This is a genomic window from Sulfitobacter sp. 1A12056 (genome assembly GCF_043558125.1).
Classification (GTDB): Bacteria; Pseudomonadota; Alphaproteobacteria; order Rhodobacterales; family Rhodobacteraceae; genus Sulfitobacter; species Sulfitobacter faviae.
Map to the genome: position 1 here is coordinate 185,539 of NZ_JBIFFY010000001.1, position 17,956 is coordinate 203,494.

18 protein-coding genes and 1 tRNA gene are annotated in these 17,956 nt (G+C 62.5%); 3 read left to right on the forward strand and 16 right to left on the reverse strand.

Translation table 11 applies throughout. From position 1 onward, the window contains the following. Positions 1-98 precede the first annotated feature (98 nt). The 3 genes from ACGYLD_RS00900 to ACGYLD_RS00910 form a co-directional block, all read right to left on the reverse strand. Positions 99-257, reverse strand: a complete 159-nt coding sequence (locus ACGYLD_RS00900) for a hypothetical protein (RefSeq protein WP_162931827.1) — start codon at positions 255-257, stop codon at positions 99-101. A 74-nt stretch (positions 258-331) separates the two neighbouring features. Beyond that, positions 332-1,636 (reverse strand): adenylosuccinate lyase, encoded by a 1,305-nt coding sequence (purB, locus tag ACGYLD_RS00905; RefSeq protein ID WP_271691646.1) that lies wholly within the window; start codon positions 1,634-1,636, stop codon positions 332-334. 315 nt (positions 1,637-1,951) lie between these two features. Beyond that, positions 1,952-3,163, reverse strand: coding sequence for an alpha/beta fold hydrolase (locus tag ACGYLD_RS00910; RefSeq protein ID WP_394400644.1), 1,212 nt, complete (start codon positions 3,161-3,163; stop codon positions 1,952-1,954). A gap of 168 nt (positions 3,164-3,331) precedes the next feature. Between ACGYLD_RS00910 and ACGYLD_RS00915 the strand changes: the two genes are divergently transcribed. Continuing rightward, positions 3,332-4,486, forward strand: coding sequence for a PLP-dependent aspartate aminotransferase family protein (locus ACGYLD_RS00915; protein ID WP_271691643.1), 1,155 nt, complete (start codon positions 3,332-3,334; stop codon positions 4,484-4,486). Positions 4,487-4,524: 38 nt separating this feature from the next. On the opposite strand, the gene ligD is transcribed toward ACGYLD_RS00915, so the two are convergent. From ligD to ACGYLD_RS00970, 11 genes are all read right to left on the reverse strand, one after another. After that, positions 4,525-6,984 (reverse strand): DNA ligase D, encoded by a 2,460-nt coding sequence (ligD, locus tag ACGYLD_RS00920; protein WP_271691642.1) that lies wholly within the window; start codon positions 6,982-6,984, stop codon positions 4,525-4,527. After that, positions 6,984-7,823 carry a Ku protein gene (locus ACGYLD_RS00925; RefSeq protein WP_394400649.1) on the reverse strand — a complete coding sequence of 280 codons (840 nt, stop codon included), beginning with the start codon at positions 7,821-7,823 and terminating at the stop codon, positions 6,984-6,986. The genes ligD and ACGYLD_RS00925 overlap by 1 nt, the downstream gene beginning before the upstream one ends. A 10-nt stretch (positions 7,824-7,833) precedes the next feature. Further along, the gene (locus ACGYLD_RS00930) at positions 7,834-8,781 is read right to left on the reverse strand and encodes a YihY/virulence factor BrkB family protein (protein ID WP_067266359.1); all 948 of its coding nucleotides are present in this window, start codon (positions 8,779-8,781) and stop codon (positions 7,834-7,836) included. Between the two features lie 74 nt (positions 8,782-8,855). Further along, entirely contained in the window at positions 8,856-10,127 is a 1,272-nt protein-coding gene (locus tag ACGYLD_RS00935; RefSeq protein ID WP_394400652.1) for a DUF3618 domain-containing protein, read from the reverse strand. Next, a complete protein-coding gene (locus tag ACGYLD_RS00940; RefSeq protein ID WP_067266354.1) occupies positions 10,117-10,515 on the reverse strand; it encodes a phage holin family protein in 399 nt (132 codons plus the stop codon). The genes ACGYLD_RS00935 and ACGYLD_RS00940 overlap by 11 nt, the downstream gene beginning before the upstream one ends. Continuing rightward, the gene (locus ACGYLD_RS00945) at positions 10,512-11,129 is read right to left on the reverse strand and encodes a hypothetical protein (protein WP_271691638.1); all 618 of its coding nucleotides are present in this window, start codon (positions 11,127-11,129) and stop codon (positions 10,512-10,514) included. The genes ACGYLD_RS00940 and ACGYLD_RS00945 overlap by 4 nt, the downstream gene beginning before the upstream one ends. A gap of 285 nt (positions 11,130-11,414) precedes the next feature. Continuing rightward, on the reverse strand, positions 11,415-12,215 hold the full coding sequence (locus ACGYLD_RS00950) for a lytic transglycosylase domain-containing protein (RefSeq protein WP_394400655.1): 801 nt from the start codon (positions 12,213-12,215) through the stop codon (positions 11,415-11,417). Positions 12,216-12,310: 95 nt separating this feature from the next. Next, the gene (locus ACGYLD_RS00955) at positions 12,311-12,541 is read right to left on the reverse strand and encodes a hypothetical protein (RefSeq protein WP_271691637.1); all 231 of its coding nucleotides are present in this window, start codon (positions 12,539-12,541) and stop codon (positions 12,311-12,313) included. An 83-nt stretch (positions 12,542-12,624) separates the two neighbouring features. Beyond that, positions 12,625-13,215 (reverse strand): exopolysaccharide biosynthesis protein, encoded by a 591-nt coding sequence (locus ACGYLD_RS00960; protein ID WP_271691636.1) that lies wholly within the window; start codon positions 13,213-13,215, stop codon positions 12,625-12,627. Between the two features lie 139 nt (positions 13,216-13,354). Next, positions 13,355-14,761, reverse strand: coding sequence for a type I glutamate--ammonia ligase (gene glnA / locus ACGYLD_RS00965; protein WP_168613076.1), 1,407 nt, complete (start codon positions 14,759-14,761; stop codon positions 13,355-13,357). Between the two features lie 49 nt (positions 14,762-14,810). Beyond that, positions 14,811-15,149, reverse strand: a complete 339-nt coding sequence (locus ACGYLD_RS00970) for a P-II family nitrogen regulator (RefSeq protein ID WP_067266338.1) — start codon at positions 15,147-15,149, stop codon at positions 14,811-14,813. 211 nt (positions 15,150-15,360) lie between these two features. Between ACGYLD_RS00970 and ACGYLD_RS00975 the strand changes: the two genes are divergently transcribed. Next, positions 15,361-16,215: an NAD(P)H-hydrate dehydratase gene (locus ACGYLD_RS00975; protein ID WP_271691635.1), complete on the forward strand. Its 855-nt coding sequence runs from the start codon at positions 15,361-15,363 to the stop codon at positions 16,213-16,215. On the opposite strand, the gene ACGYLD_RS00980 is transcribed toward ACGYLD_RS00975, so the two are convergent. Further along, positions 16,212-16,733: a Hint domain-containing protein gene (locus ACGYLD_RS00980; protein WP_067266333.1), complete on the reverse strand. Its 522-nt coding sequence runs from the start codon at positions 16,731-16,733 to the stop codon at positions 16,212-16,214. The two genes, ACGYLD_RS00975 and ACGYLD_RS00980, sit on opposite strands and share 4 nt — an antisense overlap. Positions 16,734-16,867: 134 nt before the next feature. Between ACGYLD_RS00980 and ACGYLD_RS00985 the strand changes: the two genes are divergently transcribed. After that, positions 16,868-16,951, forward strand: a tRNA-Leu gene (locus ACGYLD_RS00985). Positions 16,952-16,991: 40 nt separating this feature from the next. On the opposite strand, the gene ACGYLD_RS00990 is transcribed toward ACGYLD_RS00985, so the two are convergent. Continuing rightward, on the reverse strand, positions 16,992-17,921 hold the full coding sequence (locus ACGYLD_RS00990) for an AEC family transporter (RefSeq protein WP_276153906.1): 930 nt from the start codon (positions 17,919-17,921) through the stop codon (positions 16,992-16,994). Positions 17,922-17,956 lie beyond the last annotated feature (35 nt).

Consider the following 17,956-nt stretch of genomic DNA (forward strand, 5'->3'; position numbering starts at 1 on the left):
GCGCCGACGCGCGCAACAAGCCATGCCGAGCAGCATAGGCCGGGGTCAGCCGTCAGATGCCCGGGCAGGGGGCATTTACTTTGCCGCCGGTGGAAAGCTCAGGCGGTGGCGTCCGGCACGCAGGTGCCGCTGCTGATGTCGAGTTTCATACCCTCCGCACAGGTCATGACCTGTTTGTCATGGACGCAGCCCGAAGCAAGGGCGAGGGAGGGGGCCGTGAGCGCCATGAGGGCGCCGAGTGTCAGTGCGAGTTTCATGTCGTTTGCTCCTTTGACAGGCGCGGATAGGGTACACCCACCCGCGCCAATCTCAAAGCAATAGGATGATCGCCTTACGCGCCGAAGACGCGTTTGAAGATCGTGTCGACATGTTTGGTGTGGTAGCCCATGTCGAATTTCTCATTAATGCCATCTTCGCCGAGGGCGGCGACGACCTCTTCATCGGCCAGCAGCAGCTCGCGGAAATCGAGCCGTTCTTCCCAGACCTTCAGCGCGTTGCGCTGCACCATGGAATAGGCATCTTCGCGGCTCACGCCCGCTTGGGTCAGGGCCAGAAGCACCCGCTGGCTCATCACGAGGCCGGGGAATTTGTTCATGTTCTCCAGCATGTTGTCGGGGAAGATCAGCATTTTGTCGACGACGCCCGCCAGACGGTGCAGGGCGAAGTCCAGCGTCACGGTGGCATCGGGGCCAATGCCACGCTCGACAGAGGAATGCGAGATGTCGCGCTCGTGCCAAAGCGCCACGTTTTCCATCGCCGGGATCACCGACATGCGCACGAGGCGGGCCAGACCGGTCAGGTTCTCGGTCAACACCGGGTTCTTCTTATGCGGCATGGCCGAGGAGCCTTTTTGCCCCATGGAGAAGAATTCCGCCCCCTCCAGCACCTCGGTACGCTGCATGTGGCGAATCTCGATCGCGACGTTTTCAATGCTGCTGGCGATGACGCCGAGCGTGGCAAAGAACATCGCATGACGGTCGCGCGGGATGACTTGGGTCGAGATCGGCTCGGGGTTGAGGCCCAATTTCTCACAGACGTGCTCTTCGACCTGCGGGTCGATATTGGCGAAAGTGCCGACAGCGCCCGAGATCGCACCGGTGGCAATCTCCTCACGCGCGGCGACGAGGCGGGCGCGGTTGCGGTCCATCTCGGCATAGAAACGGGCAAAGGTGAGGCCCATAGTGGTGGGTTCTGCGTGGATGCCGTGGCTGCGGCCCACGCGCACGGTGTCTTTATGCTCAAGCGCGCGTTTCTTCAGCGCGGCAAGCAGCTTGTCCATACCGTCGAGCAGCAGGTCGGCGGCACGGGTCAGTTGCACGTTGAAACAGGTGTCGAGCACGTCGGAGGAGGTCATCCCCTGATGCACGAAACGCGCCTCATCGCTGCCGACATGTTCGGCCAGATGCGTCAGGAAGGCGATGACGTCATGTTTGGTCACGGCTTCGATTTCGTCGATGCGGGCCACGTCGAATTCGACGTCCTTGGCTTTCCAGACGGCTTCGGCGTTTTCGCGCGGGATGGTGCCCAGATCGGCCATGGCGTCGCAGGCATGGGCCTCGATCTCGAACCAGATGCGGAATTTCGTTTCCGGCGACCAAACGGCAACCATATCGGGACGGGAGTAGCGGGGGATCATGCGCGCACCTTTTTAGGACAGGGGATGGGTCAAGGGCGGCATAGACTGACTTGGGGTTAAGGACAAGTCTGAGGGGGGAGGGTGACGAGGGCCATCGCCTGCCCGCGGGTCGGCGGTCATACGTAGGTCGGTGCCACTTTATGGCTCAACCATGATGTGCGCTCGCGAGGTTACGCCCAGCCTCACCAAATCGCCTACCCGGTCGCACCAAAGGTGCGCCAGTGTATATCGGCACGCCTTTGGCGTGACGGGCGGGGAGACGATGGCCCGGCGCCTGCGGCTTGATTCCGGGCCGGGATGGTAAACCTGTTGTAGCTAAAGCAATTCGGTCACCACCGTAGAACTCCGTTCCAACGTCCGATGCACCGGACACTTGTCCGCGATCTCCAACAACCGCTGGCGCTGTTCCTCTGTCAAATCCCCCTCCAGCCGGATACGCCGCCGCCAAGTGTCGATCTTCTCTGCCGCGCCTGTGCATGCGTCCTGCGCGTGCACCTTGTCGTGGCAGACATCCACGCTCACGCCGTCGAGCGGCCAGCCCTTGCGCCGGGCATACATGCGGATGGTCATCGAGGTGCAAGCCCCCAATCCGGCAGACAAAAACCCATAGGGCGACATGCCGCGGTTGGTGCCGCCATAGGCCCGAGGCTCATCCGCCAGTGCGTGGTGATGCGGGCCTGCGTTCACGTCTTGCAAGAACCCATCGGCATCCGCTTCGGTCACGCGCACGATGCCTTCCGGCGCGCCGGGCGGCGGGGCGGGGGATTTCAACGACATGTAGCGATCCGCCCATGTGGCGATGATCTCTGCCGCATATTCGGCGTCGCGCGGGCGGGTGATCAGGTGGTCGGCATCGTCGAGGGTGACAAAGCTTTTGGGGTGTTTCGCGGCCATGAAAATCTGTCCGGCGTTGTCGATGCTGACGATCTCATCGCGCGGCGCATGCATCACCAGCAGCGCGGCTTTCAGCCCAGCGATATCGGGGGCGAGCGTGGCTCCCTGCAGATCGTCGATGAACCCCTGACTGATGGTGAAGGGCCGCCCACCGAGATTGACCTCGGCACTGCCATTGGCAGAAATCTCGGGCAGGCTCTCGGCAAAGTTATGGGTCACATGGGCCGGATCGAAAGGCGCGCCGAGCGTGGCAACAGCGCTGACATGAGGCAGCTGGGCTGCGGCTTTCAGAACCGCCGCGCCGCCCAGTGAATGGCCGATCAAAAGGGCGGGGGCCATGTCACGGCCCAACAGATAGCGGCAAGCGGCGAGCAGATCATCGACGTTGGACGAGAACGAAGTTTCCTCGAAATCGCCCTCTGAATGGCCTAGCCCGGTGAAGTCAAAGCGCAGCACCGCAATCCCCATCGCCGCCAAACGGCCCGCGATGCGCCGCGCGGCGGGGATGTCTTTGCCGCAGGTGAAACAATGCGCGAAAAGCGCGGTCGCCAGATGCGGCCCCTCCGGCATGTCCAACCGTGCGGAGAGTTCCGTGCCGCCCGGGCCGGGAAAGGTGATGCGTTCGATGGCCATGAGGCTCTCCAATTTGCTTGAGGTAAAGGTGACATCTCTAGCGGGCGGATCAAGGGCCGGGGCCGCGCGCTCACCCAAGCGTGACGCGAAAGCACTGCGCGTGATCGCATTTGCCCCCGGTTGTTGCTTTGTATACGACTTGTGCAAAACCCCTGTCGGAGACATATCTTGGCCCAGCCCCCCAAACCGAACCTGCACCCTGCCACCATCGCGGCCCAAGCCGCGGGCGCCGTCGATCCCGCGTCAGGCGGGGTGGTGCCGCCGGTGCAATTCGCCACCACCTATCTGCGGGACGAGAATTACGATCTGGTCAATCCTGACAACGTCTATCTGCGCTCGCACAATGAAAACACCCGTGTGGCGGAGCGTATCCTGAACGCGCTCGAAGGGGCCGACGAGACGCTGATCTTCCCCTCGGGCATGGCGGCCATCGCGGCGGTGTTCCGCACCGTGCCCAATGGCGCGAGCGTGGTGGTGCAGAGCCAGATTTACTGGGGCACGACGAAATGGATCCGCGATTTCTGCGCCCGGCGGCAGATCGCGCTGCATGAGGTGGACGCAAGCGACCTTGATGCCTTTGCCGCGCTATGCCGCGCCGAAAAGCCTGACCTCTGCCTGATCGAGACGCCGTCGAACCCATGGTTGCGGATCACCGATATCGCCGGGGCCGCTGCCGCCGCGCATGAGGTGGGCGCGACGCTGGTGGTCGACAGCACCGCGGCCTCGCCCGTGCTGAGCCACCCGTTGGAGCATGGCGCGGATATCGTGATGCATTCGGCAACCAAGGGGATCAACGGCCATTCCGATGTTCTGGCCGGATCGCTCGCCACCAAAGACGCCGAGACGCCGCGCTGGCAGATGATCCGCGATGACCGCAATGAGGCGGGCGCGGTGATTGGCCCGATGGAGGCGTGGCTATTGGCGCGTGGGATGCGGACCCTCCCGCTCAGGATGCGCGAGATGTCCCGCAATGCCATGACATTGGCCGAGTTTCTGTCGGATCATCCGCAAGTGGAACAGGTGATGTACCCCGGCCTGCCGGACCACCCCGGCCATGCGCTGGCCGCGCAGCAGATGCACGGGGGCTACGGCGGGCTGTTGTCCTTTGTCGCCAAAGGCGGGGCCGAGGCGGCGTTGAAAGCGGCGGGGCGGTTGCAGCTGTTCCACCGCGCGACCTCGCTTGGCGGGGTGGAAAGCCTTGTCGAGCATCGCCACACGATCGAGCCGCATACCGGAATCCCTGAGGGGCTGTTGCGCCTGTCGGTCGGGATCGAGGATGTCGAAGATCTTGGTGCCGATCTGGGCCAAGCGCTCGGGCAGTAAAACGAAATTGGCCGCGCACCCTCGCGGCCAATCTTGCCTCACGTTTCAGACCATTCCTGCAACTTGTCGATCACCCCATCGGTCAGCGATTGCAGATCGTCTTGCACCGCCAGCGCGGGGCAGGGCCGATCCAGCCGCGCGGCGATATCGCTCATGCGAAACCCGTTGGCGCTGTCGAGGTTTTCCAGTTCCTCCCATGTCACCGGCACGGCGACCGGCGCACCGGTGCGCGCGCGCAGGGAATAGGGCGCGATGGCCGTGGCACCGCGTTCATTGCGCAGCCAGTCGATGAAAATCCGGCCCTTGCGCTTGGCCTTGGACATGGTCGCGACATAGCGGTCGGGGTCCTGCGCCGCCATGACATGGGCAAAGGTCTTGGCGAAAAGCTTGACCGTCTCCCAACCGCGCGTGCGGCGCAGGGCCAGCCAGACATGCACGCCCTTGCCGCCGGTGACGATGGCCCCCGATTGCAGGCCGAGGGCCGCCAGCGCATCGCGCAGCTCAAACGCTGCCGCTCGGACATCGGCCCAATCCAGCCCTTCATCGGGGTCGAGGTCAAAGACCAGCCTGTCGGGGCGGTCCAGCCGATCCACCCGCGCGCCCCAGATGTGATATTCCAGACTGCCCATCTGCGCCGCCGCGATCAAGCTTTCGGGGCGCGTGGCATAGAGGTAATCCGCCGCGTCGCCATCGCTTTCCTCGATCGAGACGCGTGACAGCGCGTCGGGCATCCCGCCGCTGTCGTGTTTTTGAAAGAAACATTGCCCATCAATCCCCGAAGGGCAGCGAAAAAGCGACAGCGGACGGTGGCCTATGAGGTCGATCATCCGCTCCCCGACACGTTCGTAATGCCGTGCCACATCACCTTTGGTGCAGCCCGCATCGGGGAAGACTCTGCGGTCGGCATTGCTGATCTGCACGCCGCCGATCTTACTGTCGCTATCCATTTTAGGCTCCTCTTGCGGTTCCTCCAAGGTCACGCTGCCCGCGTCCTTATCCTCGCGCAGGCTCAGAAAGCTTCCGTGCCGGATCACGCCATCGTCGGTAAACTCGGCAAAATCGACCTCGGCCACCAGATCGGCGCGGACCCATTTGGCATCGCGCGCCACCTCCGTTGGCACATCGCTTGCGGGCGGGGTCTTGCGGGCGGTCATGGCGCGGGCGAGGTCGGCCATCACCGCCTCGGAAAACCCTGTGCCGACGCGGCCCTTGTAGCGCAATTCGCCGTCCTCATGGCTGCCCAGCAGGAGCGAGGCAAAGGCGCGGCCCTTTTTGTCGGAGGGGGAATAGCCAATGATGACGAATTCCTGCCGCCGGGTGCATTTAATTTTGAGCCAGCTTTTGCTGCGCCTGCCGGAATAGGCCGCGTCAACGCGTTTGGAGATGATCCCCTCAGCTCCGGCTTTGCAGGCGCGGTCGAAGACTTCGGGACCATGGCCGATGACATGCTCGCTCAGCCGCAGCGGCCCGCCTGCGGGCACGCCGGATAGCAACTGCGCCAGACGCGCACGGCGGTCCATCTGCGGCGCGTCGCGGAAATCCTCACCGTCGAGTGACAGCAGATCGAAGGCGTAAAAGACCAGCGGATGCCCCTCTTTCAGCGCCTTTTGCAGCGAAGAGAAGGCCGAGCCGTTGATCTTGGCCGCCATGACCTCTCCGTCCAACAGCGCCCGGTCGCAGGGCAGCGGATCGAAGGCGGCTCCAAGCGCGCCGAACTTATCGGTCCAATCCTTGCCGGAGCGGGTGAAAAGCCGCGTGCCGCCCTTGCCCAGGGACACCAGACAGCGGTAGCCGTCGAACTTCGTCTCATGCATCCAACCGTCGCCCTCGGGCGCGTCGGCAACAAGGGTGGCAAGCTGGGGTTTGACGAAAGCGGGGTTCTTGCCTTTGCGCTTGGGGCGCGGGTCGGCGACCTTTTTGGCGGGGGCGTCTTTGGCGATCTCGGCCATGGTGCGGCCCGTGGTGATCGACCGGGCGGTGCCCTTGGTCAGCCCATCGGGCAGGTCGCGGGCATAGTCGTCGCGCTCTTTGATCAGCAGCCAATTTTCGCGTTTTTCCCGGCCCCGCATCCGCACCAGCGTCCAACCGCCCTGCATGTGCTGGCCTTGCAGCGTGAACTTGAGCTTGCCGTCTTCCAGCCCCTTTGCCACATCGCCCTGCGGCATCCATGTGCCCCGGTCCCAAAGCATGACCGTACCGCCGCCATATTGCCCCTTGGGGATCGTCCCCTCAAAGCCGCCATAGTCAAGCGGATGGTCCTCCGTCCGCACGGCAAGACGTTTTTCCGACGGGTCGGGGGAGGGGCCTTTGGTGACAGCCCAACTCAGCAGCACCCCCTCCCATTCAAGGCGAAAGTCATAGTGCAGTCGGGTGGCGTCGTGTTTCTGGACGACGAAACTTTGCCCCGCGCCACTGCCTATCTGACCACGGGGTTCGGCGGTTGCCTCGAAATCGCGTTTGGCGTTGTAGCTGGCCAGCCTGTCTGGGGATTTGGCCATCACGAGGCCTTCTTACGCGGCGCCTTTTTCTTGGCGCTGGATTTCCCGCCGCCTGCTTCTTTCAGGCTCTCTTTCAGCGCGCCCATGAGGTCGATCACATTCTCGCCCTCGGAGGGGCTGTCATCCCCGGTCTGCACGCGCGGGGTCTTCTTATTTTTCACCTTCGCATCCAACAGCTTTTGCATCGCTTCGGCGTATTTGTCGGTATAGGCGGAGGCGTCGAAAGGCGCGGTTTTCTTGTCGATGAGCGAAGTCGCGACATCGAGCAATTCCTTGTCGGTCTTGTCGTCCCCGATATCGGTGAAAATCTGATCCGCCTCGCGCAGCTCATCGGCATAGTGCAGCGTCTCCATCAACAGCCCGTCGCCGCAGGGTTTGACGCAGGCCAGATATTCCTTGCCGCGCATGGTGACCTGCCCCAAACCAACCTTGCCGGATTGGCGCAGCGCATCGCGCACCACGCGGTAGGCGTCTTGGGCCAGATCGTCGGAAGCGGTGATGTAATAGGGTTTGTCGAAATAGAGCGGAGAGATTTCGCAGGCATCGACGAATTGCACCAGCTCAAAGGTCTTTTTCGTCTCTAGCTTGATCTCATCCACCTCATCAGGGTCGAGCAGGATATATTCGTCGCTGCCGACCTCATAGCCTTTGACGATATCTTCGGCCTTGACCGGGCCGATGCCGGGCACGGATTTCTCATAGCGGACCCGCTTGCCCGAGGGTTTGTGAATTTGCCGGAAGGAGACTCTGGAACTGGTCTTGGTGGCCGAGAATATCTCGACCGGGATCGACACCAGCGAGAGGCGAAGTTGACCTTTCCAAAGTGCGCGCGGTGGCATGAGAACTCTCCTATTTGCCCTTCGCGCGGCCCAGCTTATCGGCCTTGACCGCGTCGCGTTGGCCCATTGGCTCATCGGGGCCGGTGGTGCTGTCCTTACGGGTCTGGGCCTCCATCTCGGAATTGAACTCAGCCCCCAGAAGCACGATGAAGGCCGAGATCCAAAGCCACATCAGCAGGATGATCGCCCCGGCCATGCTGCCGAAACTTTCGTTGTAGCTGCCGAAGTTGCTGACGTAGATCGAAAACCCGATGGAGGCGACGATCCACAAGATGCAGGCGATGATGGAGCCGGGGGTGAGCCATTTCCACTCCGCATCGTCACGGGCAGGGCCGTAGCGGTAGAGCACGGCCAGCGCGAGCGCGGTAAGTGCGGCAAGCAGCACCCAGCTGCCATAGGTGAGCAGCGTCTCGACCCAATCGGGTAGGGCGAGAAAGGCGACCACAGCGGGCACAGCCAACGTGGCCGCAAGGCCCAAGAGCAGCACGCCGATCAACATGAGGGTGAGGCCAAGTGTCCAGATCAGTTTGGAGACGAAACCGCGGGTCTCATCCTCGTCATAGGCGACGTTTAAACCTTCCATCAGACTGCCCACGCCCTTGGACGCGGAGTAGAGCGCGAGGGCCAGACCGATCAAGAAGGCCCAGCCCAGACCGGTTTCTTCCGACCCGGTCACGGCGACGGCTTGGCCGAGGATGATATTGGCGGCTTCTTCGGGAATGAGGTTGGTTAGGGATTCAAGCTGCGCGGTGACCTGTGCGGGCTCCATCACCAATCCGGCGAGGGCCATCAGAGCGGTCACGGCAGGGAAAATCGCCAGCAGCGCGTAAAAGGCGACACCAGCGGCGACAAGCGACACATGATCGGCGGCGATCTCATCCTTGACCCGCAACAGGATGTCTTTCCATCCGGGGGCCGGTATCTCCATCGGCGTTTCCGCTTTCCGTCCGCGCGCCATATCTGGTCCTTTGACGTTTAATTCGTATCGTAAAATATGCCCGCCCCCGAGGCCGGGAGCGGGCGTGGCTTGGCTTAGCTCTTCACGTCGCCGAGCTTTTGCTTGTCGGCTTCGCTTTTAGCGGCGTCCGCGACGCGCTGACCGCTTTCCTTTGCCTTTTTCACGGCGGCATCGGCGGCGGTCTCTTCGTCGGCGGCGGCATCGGCATTGTCTTTGGTCTCTTTCAAGACCTTGCCTGCCTCATCCGTCGCGGCTTTGGCGACCTTGCCCAGCTTGTCACGCTCTTCCGCGTAAATACGCTCGGCTTCGTTAAAGAGCGCATCGCTGTGCTCGCCCATATAGGCGTCTTCGGTGCGGCTGCGGGGCAGGGCGGCGCCGATTGCGGCTCCCACTGCGAGGGCCAGCGCACCGGCGACCATCGGATGCTCTTCGAACATGTCCGAGGCGCGTTCACCGCCCTGACGGGCATAGCGGCCGCTGGCGTTCCACGCATCCACGGCGCGAGCACGGGCCATCACGATACGCTCACGCGCTTCGGCGGTCATGTTTTCAGTGCCTTCCGACAGACGGTCCCGCAGGGCATGGGCACGCTCATTGGCGGCATTCGCGCTGTCGCGTACGCTGTGGGCGGCGCCGCTGGCGGTGCTGCGGATGCTGTCCACGGCGGAACGGGTGCCATAGGAGGCGCGGTCACGGGCATAGCGGGCGCCGCTGGCGACCGAGGAACTGGCGGAGCGGGCACGCCCGGCAGCCGAGCTTGCAGCGCCCTTGACGCTACCGGCGGCAGAGCCTGCGGCACCGGATACACCGCTCGCGGCGGAGCCTGCGGCCCCTTTCACGCTGCCTGCGGCAGAGCGGGCACGATCGCCGAAGCCGCGGCCATCATCATCGTCGTGATGCACGTCACGGGCCCAAGCAGGCACATCGTCGGCAGCGCCGCGTTCGGAGCCATAGCTGGTGGCATAGGCGCTTGCGGGGGCAGAGGAACGACGCGCATCGCGCACGGCGGGGCGGTTTTCGGTATTGGTTACCGGCACCGGCACGGGATGTGCGCGGTCGCGGTCCAGACCTTCGTAGCCCCGGCGGTCACGGTTGTTGCCGCTGCCGAACATCATCCACGCAAGGCCCGCACCTGTCAGCGCCAATGCGACCGGGTTGCGCTTGGCCGCGTCAGAGATGGAGCGACCCCAGTCGCCGCCATGCTCGCGGAACTGGTCAGAAAACTGACGCGCGATACCTTCGACCGAAAAGCGGTCTTGCAGATCGTCCAGCGTATCGGCCAGACCGGCACGCTCCCGCTCGATTTCGCGTTCAATTTCTTCGGGGTTTCTGGAGTCATTTGTCATCGTAGACCTCCTTCATGGTCTCTGCGTCACGCTTGACGTTTTTGGCGGTGCGGCTCGGCGCAAGGCTGCTGAGCTTCAGATCATTGGTGCCTTTCTGGATCATCACATAGGCGACGATGGCCAGAAGAACGCCCACGATCACGGCGGACCAACCGGCGGCGATGCCAGCTTCGGTCAGAGCGGCCACGAGGGCGGCGCTCAGCACGTTCAGGGCGGTGAGGGCCACAACCACGGCGCCGACGATCAGGCCAATGGCCACGCCCGCATGTTTCAGGTTCTCATTCACTTCGGCGCGGGCCAGATCGACCTCTTTGCGCATCAGCGAACTGACGTGGGAGAGGGCTTCGGTCAGCAGGCTCCCGGCGGATTTATTGCTTTCGGTGGTCATACTTTATCTCCTGTAACGACGTTGGGCGCGGCAGGCTGAGTTGTCGGCTGGGCGGCAGTGCGGCCGGGCACCGTGCTTGCGGCACCAGTGGGCGCCGTGCCGGTCATCGGGCGGTCGATGCGGTCGTCGTCGTCATATTCGACGCCGGTGCCGCCATAGCCGCCTTGGGGCCGGTCGCTGGACGCTTTGGCAAAACGGGTGGCCACGAAGCCCAAAAGGGCAGCGCCACCGAGGAAGACCATCGGGTTGCGCTTGGCGAAACCGTTCAGGTCGCCCATCATTTCGCCCAAGTCCTTGTCGCGCATGCTGTCAGAGACATCGGCAAGGCCGTCGGCCAGTTGGCTAAAGCTGCGCTCCTGCGGGGAGCCGCTGCGCAGCTCATCAGCTGCAGTGCGCAGGGCAGAGGCCACGCCTTTGACCTCGTCAGCGGCGGTGTCGCGCGCTTGGTAGGCATAGTTGGTCGCTTCGGCGGATACGGTGTCGGCCACGTCGCGGGCCTGCGCCTTGGCGGATTCAGCGGCGTTGCTCGCGGCGGCGGCAGCTTTGTCTTTTGCAGCGGTCGCCTGCTCTTTGGCAGCGGCGCTTTGGGTCTGTGTGGTGTTGTTGTCGGGCATGGTAACCTCCTTTAAAATACGAGATTCAGGATCGCGAGAACGACCACGATCAGGCCGATGAGGTAGAAAATTCCGTGCATGGGTCCCTCCATTCGTCTGCAGCAGTTATCTTATCTACAGTCCAACGACTGACGCCGCGGGCGGTTCCCCCGCCGGGGCAAAAGAATGCTGGGAACCCTTTGGCCTATAGGAATTAAACAGGCGCAGAAGCCCGCCGAGCCCACAAACGCAAGCGGCGCGCCCCGATTGGGACGCGCCGCCGCTTAACATAGTTTAAGTGGGCTGTTAGCCGTCGATGCGGCTGGCCATGATGGCGATGGCCTTTTGATAAACCCCCGCCGCGTTCCACGCCTGAATAACGCGGAAGTTCGGCTGACCCTCTTGATAGCCCGCCCCCGGCTGCCAGCCTTTCTGGCGCAGGAAATTGGCGGTAGAGGCCAACGCGTCGACCTGATTGTAGAAATCGACCCGACCGTCGCCATTGCCGTCAACCCCATAGCGCAGCGCGTTACCGGGCAGGAATTGCGTATGGCCCAGCTCACCATGTTTCGCGCCTTTGGTGTTGGAGGTGATGGCGCCACGGTCGACCAGTTTCAGTGCGCCGATGGCATGGGGCACGAAAAAGTCGGAGCGGCGGCAGTCATAGGCCAGCGTGGTGATGGCCGAGACGACAGCGCTATTGCCCATGAAACCGCCAAAGCCCGTTTCCATCCCGTGGATCGCCAGCAGGACACCGGCAGGCACGCCATAGCGCTGCTCAAGCGCGTTATAGAGCGCGGCGTTGCGGGCTTTACGTTTGCGGCCTTGGGCCACGATCGTATCCGCGCCGCGTACCTGCATGAACTTGGACAGGGAGTATTTGAAGGATTTCTGATTCCGGTCGGCGGCGATGGTGCCATTGGCGTAGCGCGCGCTTGCCAATGCGTCCAAGCCGCGCTGGCCGACGCCTGCGGCGCGGGCCTCTTGGGCGAAAGCGCCTTTCCATGCCTCAAAGCCATTGGCCGTATTGCCGCATTGCGCTGCCAAAGTCGGCGCGGCCATGAAGGTGCAGATGGCCGCGGTGGTGGTGAAAAGTGTTTTGAACATGAGTTTGACCCTCTGCGTCTATGTGTCGTGCAAAGGTTAGCCCATATGGAAAACGGTTCAACTAGGTAGGCAAAGGAAAGAGAAATCTTTGGCCTTCACCGTGGCAGAAGGGCGCGGATATATTCCATGGCGGTGCCCGCCCAGACGTTGACCTGCGGCGCGCTGTCTTGGGCAAAGCTCGCCCCGCCGAATAGCAGGCCGACTGTGACCAGAAACATCAGCCCTTTGCGGCTACGCTTGGCGCGGCGGTGTTTGTTGTCGGCGCGTTTGGCGCGCTGTTCGATGCGCAGCAGCCGTTCATTAAATGTCGTCGTGGAAATCGCCATCTTATCCGGTTCCTCTGCAGGGTCTTGGTTAAGACTGCTTGGGTGCTATGGCCCTTTTATGGCGATGGTGGGGCGCGGGGCGGTCAGCCGCCCAGAAAATAGGAGGCACCTGCAAAAGCCGCGATCCCGGCCCCGATAAAGCCCAGCAGCATCAGCAGCCCGTCGCGATAAAGCAGCGCGAGCCCGAAGATGGAAATCACGATCATCGGCGCGGAGGTGGCGAAGGGCACAACCTCAAGCGGGGGGACGGCAAAGCACAGGCAAAGGATGACGACACAGGCAACCTTTTGACCGGTGGCGCCTGCGATGCGCGACAGCCGGGCCTGTAGCTTGTCGTCGATCCATTGCGAGACGGGCCGCAGCCATTCGACGGATTTCAGCACCTTGTCGGTATCCAATGTGCGCTTGCGCAGCCAGTTGGGGGCCCAGAAATGCTCATACCCCAGCAGCATCCGCAGGGCGAGGAGCCCCACCAGAATGGCCAGCGCAGTGGGAAAGCCGGGGATGCCGCCAAGGGGGGTAAGCTCCATCAGCGGCAGCACGGCAAGGGCGGGGCCATAGCCGCGCTGGTCGAGCGCGTCGATCAATTGGCCAACTTCAACGGTCTCTTTCCCCTCGGAGGCGTCTTTCAACTCATCGACAACATCCGTCAGCGCCGTTGAATCATCGGCCATGATGCGCACTCCTTCTTTGCTGCTCTGCCAAGGCAACGCGGTAGGGCAGGCTCTGTTCCGAGGGGTGCCACGCAAAAGGGCGCGGAATGAACCGCGCCCTTTCGATCTTCTCTCTCGCCCCCGCGGGGCCGGTGGCTGATCAGCAGCTGTAGTACATGCCGAATTCAACGGGGTGCGGGGTCTGTTCGAATTTCAGAACCTCTTCCATCTTCAACCCGATATAGCCTTCGATCTGGTCGCGGGTGAACACGTCACCGGCCAGCAGATAGTCCATGTCGTTGGACAGCTCGTCCAGCGCCTCGCGCAGCGAACCGGCCACTGTCGGGATATCCGCCAGCTCTTCCGCGGGCAGATCATAGAGGTTCTTGTCCATCGCCTCGCCCGGGTCGATCTTGTTCTTGATGCCGTCAAGGCCAGCCATCAAGAGCGCCGAGAACGCCAGATAGGGGTTCGCCGCCGGATCGGGGAAGCGGGCTTCAACGCGCTTGGCCTTGGGGCTTTCGGTCCACGGGATACGCACGCAGCCCGAACGGTTACGCGCGGAGTAGGCGCGCAGAACGGGCGCTTCGAAACCCGGGATCAGACGCTTGTAGCTGTTGGTCGTCGGGTTGGTGAAGGCGTTGAGCGATTTGGCGTGGGCCAGAATGCCGCCGATGAACCACAGCGCTTCTTGGCTGAGGTCGGCGTATTTGTCGCCCGCAAACAGCGGCTTGCCGTCTTTCCAGATCGACATGTTCACGTGCATGCCCGAGCCGTTGTCGCCAAAGACCGGCTTCGGCATGAAGGTCGCCGATTTGCCATAGGCGTGGGCCACGTTGTGGATCACATATTTGTACTTCTGGATTTCATCCGCCTGTTTGGTCAGCTCACCAAAGATCAGACCCAGCTCGTGCTGGCAGGAGGCAACCTCGTGGTGGTGCTTGTCGACCTTCATGCCAAGGCGCTTCATGGTCGAGAGCATCTCGGCGCGCAGGTCTTGCGCTTCGTCCACCGGGTTCACCGGGAAGTAGCCGCCTTTGAGGCCCGGGCGGTGGCCCATGTTGCCCATTTCATAGTCGGTGTCGGTGTTCCACGAACCGTCGGACGCGTCAACTTCGTAGGATACCTTGTTGACTTCGTTAGAGAATTTGACGTTGTCAAAGAGGAAGAACTCAGCCTCGGGGCCGAAGTAGGCATTGTCGCCGATGCCCGAAGAACGCAGGTAGGCTTCGGCCTTCTCGGCAGTGCCGCGGGGGTCACGCTCATAGCTTTCGCCGGTGTCGGGCTCAACGATGGAGCAGTGCAGGCAAATGGTGGTTTCGGCATAGAAGGGGTCGACATAGGCGGTGCTGACGTCGGGCATCAGCTTCATGTCGGAGGCTTCGATGCTTTTCCAACCTGCGATGGAGGAGCCGTCGAACATGAAGCCTTCTTCGAGGAAGTCTTCGTCGACCAGATCGCTCACGATGGTAACGTGCTGCAAGGCGCCGCGGGTGTCGGTAAAGCGGATGTCGACATATTCGATGCCTTCATCTTTGATTTTGCTCAGGAATTCCTGGGTATCCATCGTGTAGGTCCTTTATGGTCTATTCGTAGTCTGGGCCCGAGGGCCGTTGTCACAGTGCGTCTGAACCGGATTCACCGGTACGGATGCGAATTGTTTGTTCAACAGGGGAAACGAAGATTTTGCCGTCACCGATTTTCTCCGTCTTGGCGGCGTCGACGATGGCCTCGATAGCGGCATCGACCTGATCGTCATCCAATACCACTTCGACCTTCACTTTGGGAAGGAAATCTACAACATACTCCGCACCGCGATAGAGCTCGGTGTGGCCTTTCTGGCGGCCGAAGCCTTTCACTTCAATCACACTCAGACCTTGAACACCCACATCTTGAAGGGCTTCTTTGACTTCGTCGAGTTTGAACGGCTTGATGATGGCTTCGATCTTTTTCATGGTAATCCCCTGACAATTCCCGCGCATTTATGCTCTGGTTTCGACAGAGCATCCCGCCCGCGTAACGTCCAGCGCCGGGCAGGGGGTAACATGGCGCGGCGGATGCATTTGCCAAGGGGCGCTGAGAATTTGCGCAACGCGCCTAAAAAATAAGCATTCGTGAATCGGCTCCGGGCTGTACCTTTGGGCGGCAGTTGCTAGATCCCTTTGCATGCGTATTTCCGAGATCACCCGCGAGAGCTTGAACGTCGATTTGCTGCGCAAAGAGCCGGGGCATAAATATGACCACGGCCATGCGCTCGTCCTATCCGGCGGGCCGGGCCAGACCGGGGCCGCGCGTATGGCGGCGCGCGGGGCGCTGCGGATCGGGACAGGGGCCGTGACCTTGGGCGTGCCGCCCGCCGCGCAGCTTGAAGCGGCGATGCAACTCACGGCGGTCATGCTGCAGCGGATACCGGATGGCGCGGGATTGTCCGAAACGCTCGAAGACAGCCGGATCAACGCGCTCTGCCTGGGGCCAGCCTTGGGATTGGGCGCGCGCGCAGCGGAGCTTGTCAAAGCAGCCCTCGCCGCGCTGCATATCGTGTTGGACGCCGATGCGATCACCCTGCTGTCGCAAGATGCGGATCTGCGCGACGCCCTGCACGACGGCTGCGTTTTGACCCCGCATATGGGGGAGTTCGCCCGGCTCGCCCCAGATCTGGCCGAGGCAGCAAAGGCCGATGAGGAGGGGGCCAAGGCGCAGGCCGCGCGCGAGGCTGCCGCGCGGTTCGGTTGCGTGATCCTGTTGAAAGGCCCGGAGACGATCATCGCCACGCCCGAGGGGGAGGTGCGGCGCCACCATGCGACCCAAGACCGTGCAACCCCTTGGCTGGCCACCGCTGGGGCGGGCGATGTCTTGGCGGGGCTTATCACCGGGCTGCTCGCGCGGGGGAGCGCCCCGGTCGAAGCAGCCTCCACCGCGGCATGGATACATGCCGAGGCAGCGCTGCTGCACGGGCCGGGGCTGATCGCCGAGGACCTGCCCGATCTGATGCCGCAGGTGCTGCGGGACTTGGGGGTTTAGGCCGCGTGCAACACAGCGCCGCGGGCGCGGGCGGCATCGGCTGTGCCAAGCTCCAGCCCATCGGCGTAGATCACATGCGGGCCGTCGCAGAATATCTGGATCAGGGTCGTCTCTTCCTCCCCCAAATCGGTGATGAATTCATCGTCGACCAAGGCCCGCGCCGCGACCAAGGCGCGTTCGGAATTGAAAAGCGCCCGCGCGCGCCAATCCCGCACCAGCACCATCTGATCCCCGGCGAGCGCGACGTCGCGTTCGGGCCGCGTGTGGCCTAGTGATCCCGCTGCCAGCGCGATGCGCCGCACGCTGCGGGTTGTGCGTTGAATATGAAGGATTTTTGCAAAGCCACTGTCGCGCGTAATGACACGATCCCCGACCGAGAGATACTCAACCGGGATTTCACCATCCAGCGTCAAAATAAGGGCGCCCTGCACAAGACCGGTGTCCAGCGCAGCGAAAGGGGAAAACTGCCCCCCATGGCGATCTTTGCCGCCTACGCACCCGACCGTATTCGGTTTCATGGGCGTCTCTTTCTATTGTACCTGCCTCAGGTATCACCAACCATATGCAAACATCCGGTTAATGTCTTGTGCTTTTTTGCTCTCGCATCTGCCGCGCGGGTTTGCTAATCAGCGCGGGCACCGGTTGGTGCAGTGCGGGTGTGGCGGAATTGGTAGACGCACCAGATTTAGGTTCTGGCGCCTATGGCGTGGGGGTTCGAGTCCCTTCACCCGCACCACTTTTCCCGGTAAATCAATGATATCGCAGGCGTGGCCCGCTCAGCCCAGCACCGTCAGCCAAAGCCATACTGTCAGGATCGAACTGCCCGTCGCGATCAGCACGGAGCTGGCCGCCACACGGCGCGCGCGGCCGTACATATTGGCGAAAATGTAGGCGTTGAACCCCGGTGCCATCGCCGCCGTCAGCACACCGGACCGGAAACCGGCCTGCGGCAGCGACAGCATGGTGCCAAAGCTCCAGACCAGCGCGGGGTGCACCAAAAGGGCGATGGCGCAGACCATGAGGATCGCTTTCATGTCGCCCTCGGGCTTGTATTGCAGCAGCACGCCGCCAAGCGCAAAAAGCGCGGCGGGCAGGGCGGCGCGGACGATCAGTGACAGCGCGTCATCCACCACGCCGGGGATCGGTAGGCCGCTGAGATTGACGGCAAAGCCCCCTAGGATCGCGATGACCAATGCGTTGCGGAACATTGCCCGACTGACATTGCGCAGCAGCGACAGGCCAGATTGCCCGCGGTTGCGCACGAATTCCATCACAGTGATGCCCAGACCGTAGCAAAAGGGCGCGTGGAACGACAGGATCGCATAGTTCCCGGCCAGCGCCTCGGGCCCGTAAGCGCGTTCGGTGATCGGCAGGCCCAGCAGAATCGAGTTCGAGAACAGGCAGCAAAATCCGATCGCCACGCTGTCTTCCCAATCGCGGCGGAACAAGAGCCGCGCGCCAAGGACGCCAAGCGCAAAGCAAAGCGCCGCGCCGCCATAGAAACTGCCCAAAAGGCGCGGGTCATAGCTGCTCGACAGGTCAATGCGGGCGATGGCTTGGAACAGAAGGCAGGGGATGGCGAAGTTCTGGGTGAATTTCATCACCCCATCGATGCCAGACACGGGGAAGAGCCCGCGCCAGACCGCAACATAACCAAAACCGATGACCAGAAAGACCGGCAGAATGACGTCTAAAAGAGTTTGCACTTGAAAGGGGCCTTATGGGGTGCGGCGGGGGCGCC

What these genes read in the sequence shown, in the direction of transcription:
- glnA (WP_168613076.1), bottom strand. Translation starts at nt 14,761, where the DNA reads ATGGATACCCAGGAATTCCTGAGCAAAATCAAAGATGAAGGCATCGAA.
- ACGYLD_RS00940 (WP_067266354.1), bottom strand. Translation starts at nt 10,515, where the DNA reads ATGACCACCGAAAGCAATAAATCCGCCGGGAGCCTGCTGACCGAAGCC.
- ACGYLD_RS00945 (WP_271691638.1), bottom strand. Translation starts at nt 11,129, where the DNA reads ATGCCCGACAACAACACCACACAGACCCAAAGCGCCGCTGCCAAAGAG.
- ACGYLD_RS00900 (WP_162931827.1), bottom strand. Translation starts at nt 257, where the DNA reads ATGAAACTCGCACTGACACTCGGCGCCCTCATGGCGCTCACGGCCCCC.
- ACGYLD_RS00980 (WP_067266333.1), bottom strand. Translation starts at nt 16,733, where the DNA reads ATGAAACCGAATACGGTCGGGTGCGTAGGCGGCAAAGATCGCCATGGG.
- ACGYLD_RS00955 (WP_271691637.1), bottom strand. Translation starts at nt 12,541, where the DNA reads ATGGCGATTTCCACGACGACATTTAATGAACGGCTGCTGCGCATCGAA.
- ACGYLD_RS00925 (WP_394400649.1), bottom strand. Translation starts at nt 7,823, where the DNA reads ATGCCACCGCGCGCACTTTGGAAAGGTCAACTTCGCCTCTCGCTGGTG.
- ACGYLD_RS00975 (WP_271691635.1), top strand. Translation starts at nt 15,361, where the DNA reads ATGCGTATTTCCGAGATCACCCGCGAGAGCTTGAACGTCGATTTGCTG.
- ACGYLD_RS00960 (WP_271691636.1), bottom strand. Translation starts at nt 13,215, where the DNA reads ATGGCCGATGATTCAACGGCGCTGACGGATGTTGTCGATGAGTTGAAA.
- ACGYLD_RS00950 (WP_394400655.1), bottom strand. Translation starts at nt 12,215, where the DNA reads ATGTTCAAAACACTTTTCACCACCACCGCGGCCATCTGCACCTTCATG.
- ACGYLD_RS00910 (WP_394400644.1), bottom strand. Translation starts at nt 3,163, where the DNA reads ATGGCCATCGAACGCATCACCTTTCCCGGCCCGGGCGGCACGGAACTC.
- ACGYLD_RS00935 (WP_394400652.1), bottom strand. Translation starts at nt 10,127, where the DNA reads ATGACAAATGACTCCAGAAACCCCGAAGAAATTGAACGCGAAATCGAG.
- ligD (WP_271691642.1), bottom strand. Translation starts at nt 6,984, where the DNA reads ATGGCCAAATCCCCAGACAGGCTGGCCAGCTACAACGCCAAACGCGAT.
- ACGYLD_RS00970 (WP_067266338.1), bottom strand. Translation starts at nt 15,149, where the DNA reads ATGAAAAAGATCGAAGCCATCATCAAGCCGTTCAAACTCGACGAAGTC.
- purB (WP_271691646.1), bottom strand. Translation starts at nt 1,636, where the DNA reads ATGATCCCCCGCTACTCCCGTCCCGATATGGTTGCCGTTTGGTCGCCG.
- ACGYLD_RS00930 (WP_067266359.1), bottom strand. Translation starts at nt 8,781, where the DNA reads ATGGCGCGCGGACGGAAAGCGGAAACGCCGATGGAGATACCGGCCCCC.